We start from the raw sequence: 16,254 nt of genomic DNA on the forward strand, positions 1-16,254 counted from the left end.
AGGACCTCTCTCATGGCAGACTCGGATATCGTGATCGTCAGCGCAGCGCGCACGGCGGTTGGCGCCTTCAACGGCGCCTTCGCCAACACTCCCGCCCACGAGCTTGGCGCCATCGCCATCAAGGAAGCGCTGCGGCGCGCCAAGGTCGACGGTGCCGAGGTCGACGAGCTGGTCATGGGCCAGGTGCTCGCCGCAGGCCAGGGCCAGAACCCGGCCCGCCAGGCCGCCATGGCTGCCGGCATCCCGCAGGAGAAGACCGCCTGGGGCCTCAACCAGCTCTGCGGCTCGGGCCTGCGCACCGTCGCCATCGGCCTGCAGCAGATCGCCAATGGCGATGCCGACATCATCGTCGCCGGCGGCATGGAATCGATGTCGCTCGCCCCGCATGCCTCGCATCTGCGCAACGGCACCAAGATGGGCGACACCAAGTTCGTCGACACCATGATCAAGGACGGGCTCTGGGACGCCTTCCACGGCTACCACATGGGCACGACGGCCGAGAACGTCGCGACCAAGTACCAGATCAGCCGCGAGGAGCAGGACCGCTTCGCCGTCGGCTCGCAGAACAAGGCCGAGGCCGCGCAGAAGGCCGGCCGCTTCAAGGACGAGATCGTCCCGGTGACGATCGCCTCGCGCAAGGGCGACATCATCGTCGATAGCGACGAGTACCCGCGCCACGGCGCGACGATCGAGGCCATGGCCAAGCTCCGCCCCGCCTTCTCCAAGGATGGCACGGTGACGGCCGGAAACGCCTCGGGCCTGAATGACGGCGCCGCCGCGCTCGTCGTCATGACCGCCAAGGAAGCCGCCCGCCGCGGCCTCACCCCGCTCGCCCGCATCGCCTCCTGGGCGACGGCCGGCGTCGACCCCGCGATCATGGGCACCGGCCCGATCCCCTCGACCCGCAAGGCGCTCGAGAAGGCCGGCTGGAAGGTCGGCGATCTCGATCTCGTCGAGGCCAACGAGGCCTTCGCCGCGCAGGCGCTGGCGGTCAACAAGGACCTCGGCTGGAACCCCGACATCGTCAACGTCAACGGCGGCGCCATCGCGATCGGCCACCCGATCGGTGCCTCGGGCGCCCGGGTGCTGGTCACGCTGCTGCACGAGATGGCCAAGCGCGACGCCAAGAAGGGCCTCGCCACCCTCTGCATCGGCGGCGGCATGGGCGTCGCCATGGCGGTGGAGCGCTGAGTGAAGCGCCTCTCCGATGGCGAAGCGCACCACGCTCTATCGCTACCTGACCGGACCCGATGACGCCTCGTTCTGTCATCGGGTCAGCGAGGCGCTGAGCCGCGGCTGGTCGCTCTACGGCCCGCCGTCGCTCACCTTCGACGCGGCGCAAGGCCGCGTCATCTGCGGCCAGGCCATCATCAAGGACGTGGACGAAGCTTATTCGCCCAAACTGAAACTATCTGAACAATAACGGCGACAAGCCGCAGGGATTATCCAGAGGGAGATGGGTCTATGGCGAAGGTGGCATTGGTTACGGGCGGCTCGCGGGGCATCGGCGAGGCGATCTCGAAGGGCCTGAAGGCGGCCGGCTACAACGTCGCGGCGAGCTATGCCGGCAATGACGAGGCCGCGGCCAAGTTCACCGCCGAGACCGGCATCAAGACCTATAAATGGGACGTCTCGGACTACGAGTCCTGCGTCGCCGGTATCGCCAAGGTCGAGGCCGACCTTGGGCCGGTCGACGTGCTCGTCAACAACGCCGGCATCACGCGCGACGGCATGTTCCACAAGATGACCAAGGAGCAGTGGGACGCCGTCATCAACACCAACCTCAACTCGCTCTTCAACATGACCCGCCCGGTCTGGGAAGGCATGCGCGCGCGCAAGTTCGGCCGCGTCATCTGCATCTCGTCGATCAACGGCCAGAAGGGCCAGATGGGCCAGGTCAACTACTCCGCCGCCAAGGCCGGCGACATCGGCTTCGTCAAGGCACTGGCACAGGAGGGCGCGCGTGCCGGCATCACGGTGAACGCGATCTGCCCCGGCTACATCGCGACCGAGATGGTCAAGGCGATCGATTCGGCCGTGATCGAGAAGTCGATCCTGCCGCATATCCCGGTCGGGCGCCTCGGCGAGCCCGCGGAAATCGCGCGGGCGGTGGTGTTTCTGGCCAGCGACGATGCGGGCTTCATCACTGGCTCGACCATCTCGGCCAATGGCGGCCAGTACCTGGCCTGATCGCCTGGATCCGCCGCTCCACTGCGGGGCGGCGGCCTTCCCCGCTCAGGCCATGACGGGGCGCGGCGTGCCGTCGCTCCCGGTCGCCTCCGGCTCCTGCGAGATCGACGGATTCATCGGATCGATGACCTCGAAGGGCCGCTCGACCTTGTCCGGCGGCGCGCGCATGCGCATGCGCAGGCCGGCGACCGCCGCCAATGCGATAGCGATCGCGGCCATGAAATACAGCAGCCCGTCGATGTCGAAGCGCGCCATGATGCCGGCGCCGACCAGCGGGCCGAGCGCCGAGCCGAAGCCGCTGACCAGGATCAGGCGACCGCTTACCGCCACCACGCGATCCGCCGGCATCCGGTCGAGCGCATGGGCGACGCAGACCGGATAGAGCGTCGACATGAAGCCGCCGAGCAGCGCCGCGACCGGCAGCACCGCCATCAGCGAGCGCGGCATCGCCACCAGCAGGATCACGGCCGCGGCATAGCCGACCGCGAGGCCGGCTAGCACGAGCCGGCGGTCGTTGCGATCCGACAAGCGCCCGACCGGCACCTGGAAGGCGAGCCCGCCCAGCACCGCGACCAGCATGAACAGAGCGATCGTCTGTTGCGGAATGCCGTTGCTGAGCATCCAGGCCGGCACCAGCGCGTAGAAGGCGCTGGTGATGACGCCGCTGACCACGCAGCCGACGACCGAGAGCGGCGCCTGGCGCGATAATTCGCCGTAGCGCAAAGTCGCCTCCGGCGCGAGGCCCGGCGCCTCCGCCCGCGTCGTGCTGACCATGATCAGCGCCAGCGCGAACAGCGCGATGATGATCTGGAACGCGCCGGCAGACTGGATCGAGAGCCGGGCGACGGCGAGCTGGCCGATCGCGAGCGCCAGGAACGTCCCGACCATATAGGTGGAGAAGACGCGGCCGCGCTGGTCCGGCACGGCCTTGGCATTGAGCCAGCTCTCCGTCGTCACGAACAGCCCGACGCAGCCGATGCCGATCACCGCCCGGCAGGCAGCCCAGACCAGCGCCGAGGTCCAGAGCGGCATCAGCGCGGTCGCGACGACGACGAGCCCGGCGAAGGCCGTGTAGGCGCGGATATGCCCGACGCGCTGGATCACCCCGCCGCTCGACACGGCGCCGATTGTGAAGCCGACGAAATAGGCGCTGAGCACGATGCCCGTCGCGGCCGGGCCGAAATCCTCGAGCGTCAGGCGCAAGGACAGGAAGGTGTTGAAGAAGCCGTTCGCGAGCTGCACCAGACTCGTCGCGGCAATCAGCGTTCCGATCTGAACCAGCATCGGCCAACCTCTCAGCAGCAGCCGAAAGCGTTCGGCCGGAGAGCGGAGAGGGCTAGCGCCCGAATGTGGGCTCAATGCGTCGAGGCCGCCGGTGATCGCCGGCGGCCTCGAAGAATGCGAGGTGAAGGGCCTGGGACGTGCTGCTTATAGACGGAACCTCGCCGTCATTCCGGGACAGGCTGCAGGCCTGAACCCGGAACCCAGAACCGATGTCCTCGATCGTTAGAGGCGCCGGAAGAAACCGGTTCATGATGGACGGCATCGGTTTTTGGTTCCGGGCTCGGCCTTTCAGGCCGCCCCGGAATGACCGAGAGGTTCCGTCTCAAGACAACAGGGTCCGGCTCAACTCTGTCGCGCGCCCTTCGGCAGCAGGAAGGTCAGCAGGCCGACAGCCGGCAGCCAGGCGCAGATCTTGAAGACCTGGATGATGCCGATCTGGTCGGCGAGCGCGCCGATGCCCGCCGCCGCGATGCCGCCGAGCCCGAAGGACAGCCCGTAGAACAGCCCGCCGACCAAGCCGACGCGATGCGGCACGAGGTCGATCGCGTAGATCAGGATCGCCGAAAAGGCGCTCGCCATGACGAAGCTGATGATGACGCTGAGCACGCCGGTCCAGAACAGGTCGGCATAGGGCAGCATCAGGGCGAAGGGCAGCGAGCCCAGGATAGAGAGCCAGATCACCCGGTCGCGGCCGATGCGGTCGCCGATCATGCCGCCGAGGATAACGCCGAGCGCCCCGACGACGAGATAGAGGAACAGCATGATCTGCGAGAGCTGCAATTCGACGCCGAAGCGCTCGATCAGGTAGAAGGTGTAGTAGGAGGTGAAGGCGGCGGTATAGCCGTTCTTCGAGATCAGCAGGACGACCAGAACCGCCATCGCCAGCAGCACGCGTCCATGCGGCAAGCCATGGCTCGCGACCTCCTCGGCATGCACCGGGGACGCTTTCTGCTCGCGGCGCATCGCCGAATAGCGCGAGCCGAGCCAGCCCATCACCAGCATCGCCACCAGCACCACGCCGGAGAACCAAGACAGGCTTTCCTGCCCGCGCGGCACGACGATCAGCGCCGCCAGCAGCGGGCCGATCGCATAGCCGATATGGCCACCGACCTGGAAGACGCCCTGCGCCAGTCCCTGCCGCCCGGCCGCGGCGTGGCGTGCCATCCGCGTCGCCTCGGGGTGGAACACGGCGGAGCCGAGCCCGATCATCGCCGCCCCGATCAGCACGACGCCGTAGCTATGGGCAAAGGAGAGCAGCAGCAGCCCCGACAGCGTGGCGCACATGCCGGCGACCATCGCATAAGGCCAGGGCCGGCGGTCGGTGACGTAGCCGAGCAGCGGCTGCAGCAGCGACGACGTCACCTGGAAAGCGAGCGTAATCAGGCCGATCTGCACGAAATCGAGCTGATACGTCTCCTTGATCAGCGGATAGAGCGCCGGGATCATCGACTGAACGAGGTCGTTCAGCAGATGTGCCAGGCTCAGCGCGGCCAGAACCGGCATCAGCGGACGACGGGCGACGGATTGCATCGGGATCGTGGTCATAAAGCAGGCAATGAGCCGCCTTGCGCGCGCGGTCAACGCTGCCCGGAGCATGGCGCCTATCGCCGGGAAGCCGTGCTGCGACGCAACAGCAGCCGTCATGCTCGGGCTTGACCCGAGCATCTCGTGCAGAAGGAGGTTCTGATAGCTGCCTGTCTCGAGATTCTCGGGTCGGCGCTTCGCTCCGCCCGAGAATGACGACAGAGGTCAATCGGAAAGACCGCCTCCAATATCGGCAAGCCCCGCGAAACCTGCTATCGCCGCGGAATTCCGACATCGCCGAGCCGCTATGACCTCCCGCACCGCGACCCTCATCGGCTTCTGCGCGATCCTGCTCTGGTCGACGCTCGCGCTGTTCACGGCGATGTCGGGCCGCGTGCCGCCCTTCCAGCTCGTCGCCATGACCTTCGTCATCGGCGGGCTATTGATCCTGGCGATCACGGCGCTGCGCGGACAGCTCTCCCGCATCAAACCGACGCCGGCCTCCTTCGCGCTCGGGCTCTACGGCCCGTTCGGCGACACCGCCCTCTACTACGCCGCCGTGAAGACGGCACCGCCGGCCGAGGCCAACCTGATCCACTATCTCTGGCCGCTGCTGATCGTGCTCTTCGCCGCGCTGCTGCCGGGCGGCAGATTGAAGCCACGCCATCTCGTGGGCGCATTGATCGGACTCGTCGCGACGGGCCTGCTGGTTTCAAGCGGGCTCCGAACCGGCGGCGGCCTCGCGCTCGGGCATATGCTGGCCGCGCTCGGCGCCCTCGTCTGGGCGAGCTATTCGGTGATGTCCCGCCGCTTCGCCAACGTGCCTTCGGAAAGCCTCTGCATCACCATGCTCGGCTGCGCTGTGCCGGCGCTCGCCTGCCATTTCGCCTTCGAGACGACGCTCTGGTCGCTGACATCGATCGAATGGGCGGGCGTGCTCGGCCTCGGCCTGGGCTCGATCGGCCTCGCCTTCGTCGTCTGGGATGTCGGCATGAAGCAGGGCGACGTCGCCCTGCTCGGCGTCGCCTCCTACGCCGCGCCGGTGCTCTCGACGCTGGTCCTCGTGCTCTTCTGCTATGCCGAGGCAAGCTGGCTGCTTGCCGCCTCCTGCGCGCTCATCGTCTTCGGCGCGCTGGTGGCGAGCGCGAGTGGGCGGAAGGCTTAGATGGGCGTCATGCTCGGGCTTGACCCGAGCATCTCGTGACGCGGAAGCTCCCGCTCCTCATTCTGCAAGAGATTCTCTGGTCGAAGCTTAGCCTCGCCCGAGAATGACGCCCCGGGACCCAGGCATGACCGCGCGCTGCTCCCTCAATTCCGCCTGAGCAGCCGCTCCAGATAATCCAGCTCTTCCGATGGCCGCAGCGGGTCTCCGAGGCGCTTGCGCAGCTCTTCGAGGATGCGCCGCGCCCGCTGGGTCGCGCTCTCGTCGGCGCCGGGCACGCGCACGCGGCCATCGGCCCAGTCGCGCTGGCGCTGCGGCCGGCCGAGCGGATCCTCGCTGCCGCGCTGCTGTGCCGAAGGCCGGCCGGCGGGGCGCCCGTCCGGCTCGCCATAAGCCTGCCCCTCGCCCTCGCCTTCGCCGGGCTGGCCCTGCTGCATCTGCTGGGCGAGATTCTGGCCGCCGCGGCGCAGCGCGTCGAGCGCCCTGCCCTGAGCGTCCAGCGCTTCCTCGCCCTGGCCCTGGCCGAGCTGCCCTTCCGCCTCGCGCATCGCGTCCTCGGCCTCGCCGAGCTCGCCATTCTGCGGCGCGCCCATGCCGCGCATCCGGCGCTGGAGATCCTGCAGCCGTTCGCGCAGGGCCTGCTGGCGCTGGGAGAGCCCCTGCCCGCCCTGCCCCTGGCCGTTCTGGCCCTGCATGCCCTCGCCGCCTTCGCCGCCTTCGCCGTCCTCACCCTGCTCGCCCGGCTGTTGTCCAGGCTGCTGGCCGCGCTGTCCCTGTTGACCGCGCTGGCCCTGCTGCCCTTGCTGGCCGCGCTGGCCCGGCCGCGCCTGCTGCTGGCCCGGGCGCTGGCCCCGCTGGGTCTGTCCCTGCCGGCGCTGCTCGTTCTGATAATTCTCGTCGCGCAGGTTCTGCTGCTCGCGCGTCATCCGGTCGAGATCGCCGAGCGCCTGGTTCATCTGGTTCTGGCGCGGATCGCGCTGGCCGGGCCGTGCCATCTGCAGATTGTTGAGCATCTGGTTGAGCTGTTCCATCAGGCGCTGCGCCTCGGCCATGTCGCCGCGCTTGGAGAGCTCCTCGATGCGGTCGAGCATGTTCTGCAGGTCGCGCGGCGTCACCGTGCGGAAGTTCTCGGGCAGCTGTGCCTGGTTCTGCTCGCCGTTCTGCTGCTGCTGGCGCATCATCTGCTCGGCGAGCTGGCGCATGAAATTGTTCATCGCCCGGCGCATCTCGTCGGTGAGCTTCTTGATCTCCTCCTCGGAAGCGCCGCGCTCCAGCGCCTGCTGCAGGTTCTCCTGCGCCTGCCTGAGCGCCCGCTCTGCATCGGACATGTCGCCGTCCTCGAGCTGCAGCGCCATCGCCCACATCAGCTCGGAGACTTCGCGCAATTCGTCGTCGCCGCCGGCCCGGCGCAGCCGCTCGCCCAGCATGCGCATGCCCAGATAGACGCCGGTCTCCTTCATGAAGAGATCGGGCTCGATCAGCAGCGCATCCATGGCGAACTGGACCTTGGTGCGGTCCTCGACATTCATGACGAGCTTGCGCCGCTGCTCGACCAGCGCCTTGGCGATCGGCTTGGTGAAGGTGCGCTGCGGCAGCACGACCTCGACCGGCTCGCTGCGGCCCTCCTGCCCGGCCTCGTCCCTGGCGATCAGGACCATGCGGACCTTGGCGCCGGCCCAGGGATGGGCGGAGAAATCGACCGTGCTCTTCAGCTCCTCGTCGCCCGCGGAGGAGGACGGCACGGCGAGGTTCTGCTTCGGCGGCTCGACCAGCGAGCGCCCGCCCGCAGCCGGATCGGGACGAGAGACGGTCGCCTCGATCGAGGCGATGCCGTAATCGTCCCTGGCTTTGTAGGTGATGCCGAGCCCGCCGGACTGCGCGCCCGTCACCGGCTTCGGCGGATCGGTGAAGGCGATGGTCGGCGGCTGGTCGGCGATGGCCGTGATGTTCAGCGTCGTGCCGGGAGCACCGCTGCCGGTGAGTTTCAGCGTGCCGTTGCCGGCCAGCGTGAAGCGCTTCTCCAGCACCGCCTGCTGCGGCCCCGCCGGCTGTGCCGGCCTCGCGGGGGCGGCGTCCTTGGCAGCGGCATTCTTGGCGGCGGCATCCTTGCCCTCGCCCTCCTTGGCCTCCGGCTTGACCAGTTCGAGCCGCCCGGTCGTGGCGACGTCCATGCTGGTCTTGCCCGCGATGCGAACGACGATGATCGACTTCTCGGGCGCGTGGAGATTGGGGCTCGCCAGCTTGGCGAAATCGATCAGGATCGGCGGCAGGCGGGTATAGGCCGGCGGGTCGATCCAGGCGTCGATGCGGGTCGCGGGTGCGCTGCCGGGCGGCCCCTTCCAGTCGAAGGCGGCGGAGAGGCGCTGCGTCGCTTCAGGGCCCGCGACGAAGAAGGCGGTTACGGCGGCGAGCAGCGGCACGGCGCGCAACGCGCGCTTGTCATGCCCGGCCATCAAAGGCTGCGGCGGCGCGACCCGCAGAGCCGCGACCTGGCGGCTCTGGCGCTCGACATGCAGCTTCCACAGGGCCTGCGAGACGGGATCGGCCGAGCCGATGGAGAGGTTGTCCTCCAGCGCCGAGGCCGGGCGATGCCCGCCGGCGAAGGAACGATCCAGCCTCGTCAGCGCATCGCGATGCGTCGGCAGGACTAGCCGGGCGACATGCCAGAGGCTGCCGATCAGCGCGCCCGCAAAGACCAGAACGCCGACGATCCGCCCATACCACGGCAGATGCGTCCACAAGCCGAACCAGGACACAGCGAGGAAGGCTAGAATGACGGCGAGCGTCAGCCAGAGCCGCGGCCACAGCCGTTCCCAGCCGAGCGAAGCACGCGAAGCCAGCGCGAGACGGCGGAGCCGCTGCCGGATGCCGTCGATCGTATCGGGCGCCTTGCGGCGCTCTGCCTCGCTCATGCCATCGCTCCGGGCCGCCCCCATTCCTGTCCGATCTCGCCTGACCCGGTCAGGCTAGCACGGGAATGTGGCATTGCCAGCGCGAAGACGGCCTTTGCAACAAGCTCGACGTTTCGTGAACGGAGAGAGCCCCGTCATGCTCGGACTTGACCCGAGCATCTCCGCGACCAGAGCCCGCTGGCCATGAGATTCTCGGGTCAAGCCCCAGAATGACGCTGGAATCTACGCGAACCAGCCCGGCAGGCGGTCCGTGCCGATGAGCTCCTCATAGCTCTGGCGCGGGCGCGTCACGGCGTAGTCGTCGCCCTTGACCATGACCTCGGCCACCAGCAGGCGCTGGTTGTAGGTCGAGGACATCGAGGCGCCGTAGGCACCGGCGGTCATGAAGGCGACGAGGTCGTTCTGCCCGAGCTGCGACAGGACACGGCCGGTGGTGAAGGTGTCGCCCGATTCGCAGATCGGACCGACCACGTCATAGGCCACCTCGGGCCCGCCGATCGCCGGCTCCGTCACCGGCCAGATCTCGTGATAGGCCTCGTACATCGCTGGCCGCACCAGATCGTTCATCGCCGCATCGACGACGAGGAACTGCTTGGTCGGGCGCTGATTGAGATGCAGCACCCGCGTCAGCAGGATGCCGGCATTGCCGACGATGAGCCGGCCCGGCTCGAAGCCGAGCTCGACATCGAGCCCCCTGGTCAGCTTGGCGACCATCTCGGCATAGGCGTCGATCAGCCCCGGCCCGTAGTCGAAGGTCTTGGGGATGTCGTAGGGGATGCCGAGCCCGCCGCCGAGATCGAGCCGGTCGACGCGGTGGCCCTCGCCCTTCAGCGAACCGACCAGCGCGACCATCTTGCCATAGGCCGCCTCGAAGGCGTCAATCTCGCGAATCTGGCTGCCGATATGGACCGCGAGCCCCATGATCCGCACGCCCGGCATGTTGGCCGCCCGGGCGTAAAGCCGCCCAACCTCCTCGAAGGAGACGCCGAACTTGTTCTCGGAGGAGCCGGTGGTGATCTTGGCATGGCCGCCGGCGCCGATATCGGGATTGACCCGGAACACCGCCTCCTGCCGCTTGCCCAGCGAAGCCGAAACCCTGGACAGCAGGTCGAGCTCGCTCTCGCTCTCGATATTGACCTGGTAGATTCCGGCCTCGACGGCGAAGCGCAATTCCTGCTCGCTCTTGCCGACGCCCGAGAACACGATCTTCTCGGGCGGGATGCCGGCGGCGAGCGCCTTGCGCACCTCGCCTTCCGAGACGGTGTCGATGCCGGCGCCGAGCGCGCCCAGCGTCCTGAGCACACCGAGATTGCCGTTCGCCTTCATGGCGTAGAAGACATGGGTCTTGCCGGCCGGCGCGGTCTTTTTCACCGCGGCTTCGAACAGCTTGTAGTGCCGCTCGATCGTCGACGTCGAATAGACATAGACCGGCGTGCCGACTTCGGCCGCGATGCGCTGGAGATCGACGCCCTCGGCATGGAGCGAGCCGTCGCGATAGGCGAAATGATGCATGGACTTGAGCTCGCAATGATAAATGCGGGGACCCCGTCGTCATTCTCGGGCGAAGCGAAGCGCAGACCCGGGAATCTCTATGAAGAGCTACTCGGGTCAAGCCCGAGCATGACGCATGAACCGGTGCCGCCGCGACCGAGGGATCGATTACATCAGCGGGTCGAGGATGAACGGCTTGTTCGGCACGACGATCGCCTTGTTGGCCTTGGCAGGCTTGGCCAGCACAGAGGTCGAACCATAGGAGGCAGTGTCGTTCGACTGCCCGCCGATCTGGTCGTCGGGCAGGTCGATGGCGCCCGTCGCGTTCGGCGGTGCCTCCAGCGGCCCCTTGCGCCCGCAGGCAGCGAGCGCAACGGCCAGCAGGCCGACGACCAGCAGGGTGCGGCCGAATTTCAGGCGGGAATCAAGCACGAAGACGAACCCTCGGAACGAAGCGTGGCGGGACAGTAGCGGAGGATGCGGCGGAGTGCGAGGCTCTCGGGAGCGTCATTCTCGGGCAAGCGGAGCGCCGACCCGAGAATCTCTTGCGGGAGATGCTCGGGTCAAGCCCGAGCATGACGTGTTACTTGGAGAGCTGCTTCAGCCAGCGCCGCGCCTGCTTGCGCACATTGGCCGGCGCCGTGCCGCCATAGCTGACGCGGCTCTTCACCGATTGCTCGACGCCGAGCACGGCGAAGACGGCCTCGGTGATCTGCGGCTCCACCGCCTGCATCTCAGCGAGCGTGAGCTTCTCCAGCCCGACCTTCTTCTCGGAGGCGATGCCGACGAGGCGCCCGGTAACGTGGTGCGCGTCGCGGAACGGCATCTTCAGCACGCGCACCAGCCAGTCAGCGAGGTCGGTGGCAGTCGCATAGCCGAGGCCTGCCGCCTTCTTCATCACCTTGAGGTCCGGCTGCATGTCGCGGACCATGCCGGCGGTGGCGGCGAGGCAGAGCGACAGCGTCTGCAAGGCGTCGAAGGTGCCTTCCTTGTCTTCCTGCATGTCCTTGGAATAGGTCAGCGGCAGGCCCTTCATCATCGTCAGCAGCGCCTGGAGCGCGCCGAAGACGCGCCCCGCCTTGCCGCGCACCAGCTCGGCCGCGTCGGGGTTGCGCTTCTGCGGCATGATCGAGGATCCCGTCGAGAAGGCGTCGGAGAGCCGGACGAAGCCGAACTGCGGCGTCGACCAGAGCACGATCTCCTCGGCGAAGCGCGACAGATGCATCGCGCAGATCGAGGCGGCCGAGAGCGTCTCCAGCACGAAATCGCGGTCCGAGACCGAATCGAGCGAGTTCGCCGTCGGGCGGTCGAAGCCGAGTGCCTTCGCCGTCATGTGCCGGTCGATCGGGAAGGAGGTGCCGGCGAGCGCCGCCGCGCCGAGCGGGCATTCGTTGAGACGCGCGCGCGCGTCGCGGATGCGGCCGCGGTCGCGGGAGAGCATCTCGACATAGGCGAGCAGGTGATGGCCGAAGGTGACCGGCTGCGCCGATTGCAGATGGGTGAAGCCCGGCATCACCGCGCCGGCATAGGTGTCGGCCTTCTCTGCCAGAGCCTGCTGGAGATCGGCCATCTGGCCGTCGATCTCCTCGAGCGTGTCGCGCACCCACAGCCGCATGTCGGTCGCGACCTGGTCGTTGCGCGAGCGGGCGGTATGCAGTCGGCCGGCGGCGGCGCCGATCTTGTCCTTGAGGTTCGATTCGACGTTCATGTGAACGTCTTCGAGCGCGCGCGAAAACGTGAAGGCGCCGCTCTCGATCTCGCCCTCGACCTGCTTGAGGCCGGCCGTGATGGTCGCGACGTCGTCCCTGGTCAGGATGCCAGTCTCGGCCAGCATGGCCGCATGAGCGAGCGAGCCGCGGATATCCTGCCGCCAGAGCTTCTTGTCGAAATCGATGGAGGCGTTGATCTCCTCCATGATGGCGTCGGGACCTGTGGCGAAACGCCCACCCCACATGCGGTTGCTCACGGCGGTCTTTCCTGCTTCTAGGGCGCGATGGCGAGACGAACGAAAATCCTGGCCGCGACCGGGGCTCTGGCCCTCGTCGTCCTCGGTGGCGGCGCCGCCTTCTACTCCGTCACGGGGGATGCCGGCAACGGATCATGCAGCGCCGCGCGCACGACCGCCGAGCACATGAAGCCGCTCGTGAAAGGCGAGGTTGCCGCGGTCGAGCTACGCACCCGCCCGCAGCCCGCCCCGGAACTCGCCTTCACCGGCCCGGACGGCCAGCCCATGACGCTGGCCGCGCTCAAGGGCAAGACGCTGCTGGTCAACCTCTGGGCGACCTGGTGCGCGCCCTGCCTCAAGGAGATGCCGGCGCTCGACACCCTCCAGAAGGAGATGGGCGGCCCGGATTTCGCGGTCGTCGCGATCAACATCGATACGCGCAACCTCGACAAGCCGAAGACATGGCTCGCCGAGAACAAGGTCGCCACCCTCCCCTTCTATGGCGATCCGCAGGCCGCGACCTTCCAGGCCCTGCGCAAGGCGCATAAGGTCGAGGGCATGCCGGTCAGCATCATCGTCGACAAGTCCGGCTGCGAACTCGGCATCATCCAGGGCCCGGCCGACTGGGCGAGCGCCGATTCGAAGGCGCTGATGCGGGCGGCGATCGGCAAGCCCTGAGCGCTCTGCGCCGCTGCGATGACCACAAGCTGACGAACTCTCGTCGCATTGCGGCGTTCTGCTGGGCGACGAACAGCGACAGCCGGAAGGATCGGGCATGCCCAGCGCGCAGAAGCGGACGCAGCGTTTTCACCGGGCGGGGGCCATCCTGCTTGCAGTAGCGTTGAGCGCTGCCGCAGGGCTGGCCGTCGCGCAGGAGCGAAAGCCCATTCCCGGCACGAGCGTCTCGCTCGTCGCGCCCAAGGGCTTCGAGCCCGCCAACGGCTTCGCCGGGCTCGCCAACCAGAAGACGCAGGCCAGCGTCCTGATCGTCGAGATGCCGGCGGAGGCCTATCCGCAGCTCGCGACATTGTTCAACGACAGCGAGAGCGCCAAGCTCAACTTCGCCCGGCAGAAGGTCAACATAGCCAAGGTCGAGCAGGTCGACGGGGCGGGCGGCGAGAAGGTGCCGCTGCTCAGCGGCACGCAGGATGCCGGCGGCGCCAGGCTCGACAAATGGATCGCCCTGTTCAAGGGGCCGAAGACGGTGATGATGACCGTGCAGGCGCCGCAGGGCGCCAAGCTGCAGACGGCCGAGGTCAAGGCTCTCGTCGCCTCCGTCTCGCTCGGCAAGGAAGCCTCGCTCGACGAGAAGCTCGCGGCCTTGCCTTTCACGATCAAGACCGCAGCCCCCTTCCGCGTCGTCGATACCATCGGCGGCGCGGGCGTCCTGATGACAACCGGTGAGCGCAATGTCGATCCCTCGGGCACCCAGCCGCTGATGATCGCCGCCTATCAGATGTCCGCGCCCATCACCCCGGGCCAGGAGGAAAAGCTCTCCGAGACGATGCTGCGGAGCACGCGCGACATGCAGACCGCCGAGATCAAGGAACGCAGGCGCGTGCCCTTCGCCGGGCAAAACGGCATGCTGCTCTCCGGCTCGTTCAAGCATCCCAATGGCAGCGACAAGGGCTTCGTGCAGTACCTCGCCATCGGCCCAGGCGGACGTTTCGTTCGGCTCATCGTCCTGGCCGACGAGCCCGAGATGCCGAAGCTTCAGCCGGCGGTGGAGCAGACCGCCGCCAGCATCGCCTTCGCCCCCCAGTAGCGCCACCGAACCCGCTCCGCGCACATTCAGCGGTTGGCGCGACTGCCGCGGAGCGGTTATTGCCTTCTCCATGACCTATACGATCGGCCTGGCCACTACCTTCCATGATCCCGCCATCGCGATCATCGGCCCCGATGGCGAGGTGCTCTTCGCGGAAGCGACCGAACGCTATCTGCAATACAAGCGCGCGCCGAACTGCGAGCCGGATTCGGCGCCGCGCACGGAAGGGCTGCTGAAGCGCTATATCCCGGAAGGCGCCGAAATCCGCATCGCCACCAGCTGGGGCGAGGATTTCACCGGCTTCCTCGACCAGATGGCGCGCGCAGGCTCCTTCACGCTGGAGGCCCTGCTCAAGCTCTCGCCGGAGCTCAACCGCTCGCTGGTGCCGGAGCGGACCGAGCGCGCGCTGATCGCCTCGCTTCACCACGCCCAGCAGCGCGCCGGCATGGGCGTGCTCCTCAGCCTCGACCGTGCCCATGGCAAGGCCAACGTCACAGGGCTGACGCGTTACGCTCATCATCTCAGCCATGCCGCCTATGCGTGCTGGTCCTCGCCCTTCGAGAACGCGGCCTGCCTTGTCGTCGACGGCATGGGCGAGACCGCCGCCTCGGCCATCTTCGCTTTGGAGAACGGCCGCATCCGCGAGGTGAAGCGCCATCGCGGGCGGGAATCGATCGGCTTCTATTTCGGGCTCGTCACCGATCTCGCCGGCTTCGACCAGGCGAAAGGCGAGGAATGGAAGATCATGGGGCTCGCCCCCTATGGCCGGGCCGACCCGGAACTGATGGCGCTGTTGCGCAGGCTCTACACCATCGACGGTCACAAGCTCTCCTTCACCAAGGCCGACGTCGTGCGGGCCGTCGCCGCAGAAATCCTTGCAAAGCGTCCGGCCGATGCGCTCGACCAGGGCTGGGCCGACCTCGCCCGCTGCGGGCAGGACGTCTTCGCCGAGATGATGGAGGCGCTGCTCGGCGAAACCGCCGCCCTCGTGCCGAACGAAAACCTCGTCCTGACCGGCGGGTGCGCCCTCAACTCCTCCTTCAACGGCAAGATCACCGGCCGCCATGGCTTCAGGACCGTCTTCGTGCCCTCCGCCCCGGCCGATGACGGCAACGCCATTGGCGCCGCATGGCTCAGCCATGCCGAGGCCAATCCAGACTGGCGCGCGCCAAAAGGGCCGCTGACGCCCTATCTCGGCTCAACAGTCTCGAGCGAGCCCTTCGAACGCATGCAGCTCTGGGAGAAACGGCTGCGCAAGCTCGCGCCGGACGAGGTCGCCCCCGCCACGGCGAAGCTTCTTACCGAAGGCAAGCTGATCGGCTGGGTGCAGGGCCGCGCCGAGTTCGGCCCGCGCGCGCTCGGCAACCGCTCGATCATCGCCGATCCGCGCCCGGCCGACGCCAAGGACATCCTCAACGCGAAGGTGAAATACCGCGAGGCCTTCCGCCCCTTCGCACCCTCGATCCTGGCCGAGCATGCCGCCGACTGGTTCGAGAACTATCAGGACGCCCCCTATATGGAGCGCACGCTGACCTGGAAGGAGGCGGCGCGCAGCCAAGTCCCGGCGGTGGTCCATGAGGATGCGACAGGCCGCCTGCAGAGCGTTACCGAGGAGCGCAACCCGCGCTACCACGCGCTGATCTCGGCCTTCCACGATCTCACCGACGTGCCGGTGATCCTCAACACCTCCTTCAACATCATGGGCAAGCCGATCCTGCACACAGCGGAAGACGCGATCCTGATGTTCTACACGAGCGGGCTGGATGCCCTGGTGATCGAGGACTGGCTGCTGGTGAAGTGAGGGGCCACCAGTCAGCCCTCCGAGAACACGCCGTCATCCCGGACGCAGCGAAGCGGAGATCCGGGATCCATGCCGGAGCGCTTCCATGAACGTTCGGGCATGGATCCCGGGCCTCCCGATGGTCCCCCGGGATGACCGCGCCAAGTTCAGAGGGGGAGAACATCGATCCGCCTCGTTGAT

Annotated in this window: 13 protein-coding genes; 7 read left to right on the forward strand and 6 right to left on the reverse strand. The window is 67.6% G+C overall.

Annotation, left to right across the window (positions count from 1 at the left end; genetic code table 11):
• Positions 1 to 12 precede the first annotated feature (12 nt).
• The 3 genes from AC1DVA_RS12360 to phbB are packed head-to-tail and all read left to right on the forward strand — an operon-like array spanning position 13 to position 2,190.
• Positions 13 to 1,191, forward strand: coding sequence for an acetyl-CoA C-acetyltransferase (locus tag AC1DVA_RS12360; protein ID WP_476806064.1), 1,179 nt, complete (start codon positions 13 to 15; stop codon positions 1,189 to 1,191).
• Positions 1,192 to 1,207: 16 nt separating this feature from the next.
• Complete coding sequence (locus tag AC1DVA_RS12365; protein WP_476806065.1) at positions 1,208 to 1,423, forward strand: DUF1737 domain-containing protein; 216 nt, start codon at positions 1,208 to 1,210, stop codon at positions 1,421 to 1,423.
• A gap of 41 nt (positions 1,424 to 1,464) precedes the next feature.
• The gene (gene phbB / locus AC1DVA_RS12370) at positions 1,465 to 2,190 is read left to right on the forward strand and encodes an acetoacetyl-CoA reductase (protein WP_476806066.1); all 726 of its coding nucleotides are present in this window, start codon (positions 1,465 to 1,467) and stop codon (positions 2,188 to 2,190) included.
• Positions 2,191 to 2,235: 45 nt separating this feature from the next.
• Here the strand turns inward: phbB and AC1DVA_RS12375 are convergent, their stop codons facing one another.
• Together AC1DVA_RS12375 and AC1DVA_RS12380 are read right to left on the reverse strand one after the other, a co-directional pair.
• Positions 2,236 to 3,474 carry an MFS transporter gene (locus AC1DVA_RS12375; RefSeq protein ID WP_476806067.1) on the reverse strand — a complete coding sequence of 413 codons (1,239 nt, stop codon included), beginning with the start codon at positions 3,472 to 3,474 and terminating at the stop codon, positions 2,236 to 2,238.
• Positions 3,475 to 3,816: 342 nt separating this feature from the next.
• Positions 3,817 to 5,004 carry an MFS transporter gene (locus AC1DVA_RS12380; RefSeq protein WP_442865033.1) on the reverse strand — a complete coding sequence of 396 codons (1,188 nt, stop codon included), beginning with the start codon at positions 5,002 to 5,004 and terminating at the stop codon, positions 3,817 to 3,819.
• Positions 5,005 to 5,305: 301 nt separating this feature from the next.
• Here AC1DVA_RS12380 and yddG point away from each other — a divergent pair, with 301 nt between their 5' ends.
• Positions 5,306 to 6,163, forward strand: a complete 858-nt coding sequence (gene yddG, locus AC1DVA_RS12385) for an aromatic amino acid exporter YddG (protein ID WP_476806068.1) — start codon at positions 5,306 to 5,308, stop codon at positions 6,161 to 6,163.
• Between the two features lie 143 nt (positions 6,164 to 6,306).
• Here yddG and AC1DVA_RS12390 read toward each other — a convergent pair whose 3' ends face one another.
• From AC1DVA_RS12390 to argH, 4 genes are all read right to left on the reverse strand, one after another.
• On the reverse strand, positions 6,307 to 9,072 hold the full coding sequence (locus AC1DVA_RS12390) for a TIGR02302 family protein (protein WP_476806069.1): 2,766 nt from the start codon (positions 9,070 to 9,072) through the stop codon (positions 6,307 to 6,309).
• A 222-nt stretch (positions 9,073 to 9,294) separates the two neighbouring features.
• Positions 9,295 to 10,584, reverse strand: coding sequence for a diaminopimelate decarboxylase (lysA, locus tag AC1DVA_RS12395; protein WP_476806070.1), 1,290 nt, complete (start codon positions 10,582 to 10,584; stop codon positions 9,295 to 9,297).
• A gap of 147 nt (positions 10,585 to 10,731) precedes the next feature.
• Positions 10,732 to 10,995, reverse strand: coding sequence for an LPS translocon maturation chaperone LptM (lptM, locus tag AC1DVA_RS12400; protein WP_265050063.1), 264 nt, complete (start codon positions 10,993 to 10,995; stop codon positions 10,732 to 10,734).
• Positions 10,996 to 11,146: 151 nt separating this feature from the next.
• Positions 11,147 to 12,529: an argininosuccinate lyase gene (argH, locus tag AC1DVA_RS12405; RefSeq protein WP_265050064.1), complete on the reverse strand. Its 1,383-nt coding sequence runs from the start codon at positions 12,527 to 12,529 to the stop codon at positions 11,147 to 11,149.
• 27 nt (positions 12,530 to 12,556) lie between these two features.
• Here argH and tlpA point away from each other — a divergent pair, with 27 nt between their 5' ends.
• From tlpA to AC1DVA_RS12420, 3 genes are all read left to right on the forward strand, one after another.
• Positions 12,557 to 13,186, forward strand: a complete 630-nt coding sequence (gene tlpA / locus AC1DVA_RS12410; protein ID WP_265050065.1) for a thiol:disulfide interchange protein TlpA — start codon at positions 12,557 to 12,559, stop codon at positions 13,184 to 13,186.
• Positions 13,187 to 13,283: 97 nt separating this feature from the next.
• The gene (locus tag AC1DVA_RS12415; RefSeq protein ID WP_265050066.1) at positions 13,284 to 14,273 is read left to right on the forward strand and encodes a hypothetical protein; all 990 of its coding nucleotides are present in this window, start codon (positions 13,284 to 13,286) and stop codon (positions 14,271 to 14,273) included.
• Positions 14,274 to 14,343: 70 nt separating this feature from the next.
• Positions 14,344 to 16,074 (forward strand): carbamoyltransferase family protein, encoded by a 1,731-nt coding sequence (locus AC1DVA_RS12420; RefSeq protein WP_476806071.1) that lies wholly within the window; start codon positions 14,344 to 14,346, stop codon positions 16,072 to 16,074.
• Positions 16,075 to 16,254: the final 180 nt, after the last annotated feature.

It is taken from the genome of Allobosea sp. P4_C6, from assembly GCF_056402015.1.

Coding starts and splice junctions, on each gene's coding strand:
- AC1DVA_RS12375 (WP_476806067.1), bottom strand. CDS start 3,474: ATGCTGGTTCAGATCGGAACGCTGATTGCCGCGACGAGTCTGGTGCAG.
- yddG (WP_476806068.1), top strand. CDS start 5,306: ATGACCTCCCGCACCGCGACCCTCATCGGCTTCTGCGCGATCCTGCTC.
- AC1DVA_RS12415 (WP_265050066.1), top strand. CDS start 13,284: ATGCCCAGCGCGCAGAAGCGGACGCAGCGTTTTCACCGGGCGGGGGCC.
- phbB (WP_476806066.1), top strand. CDS start 1,465: ATGGCGAAGGTGGCATTGGTTACGGGCGGCTCGCGGGGCATCGGCGAG.
- AC1DVA_RS12420 (WP_476806071.1), top strand. CDS start 14,344: ATGACCTATACGATCGGCCTGGCCACTACCTTCCATGATCCCGCCATC.
- AC1DVA_RS12390 (WP_476806069.1), bottom strand. CDS start 9,072: ATGAGCGAGGCAGAGCGCCGCAAGGCGCCCGATACGATCGACGGCATC.
- AC1DVA_RS12365 (WP_476806065.1), top strand. CDS start 1,208: ATGGCGAAGCGCACCACGCTCTATCGCTACCTGACCGGACCCGATGAC.
- AC1DVA_RS12380 (WP_442865033.1), bottom strand. CDS start 5,004: ATGCAATCCGTCGCCCGTCGTCCGCTGATGCCGGTTCTGGCCGCGCTG.
- tlpA (WP_265050065.1), top strand. CDS start 12,557: ATGGCGAGACGAACGAAAATCCTGGCCGCGACCGGGGCTCTGGCCCTC.
- lysA (WP_476806070.1), bottom strand. CDS start 10,584: ATGCATCATTTCGCCTATCGCGACGGCTCGCTCCATGCCGAGGGCGTC.
- AC1DVA_RS12360 (WP_476806064.1), top strand. CDS start 13: ATGGCAGACTCGGATATCGTGATCGTCAGCGCAGCGCGCACGGCGGTT.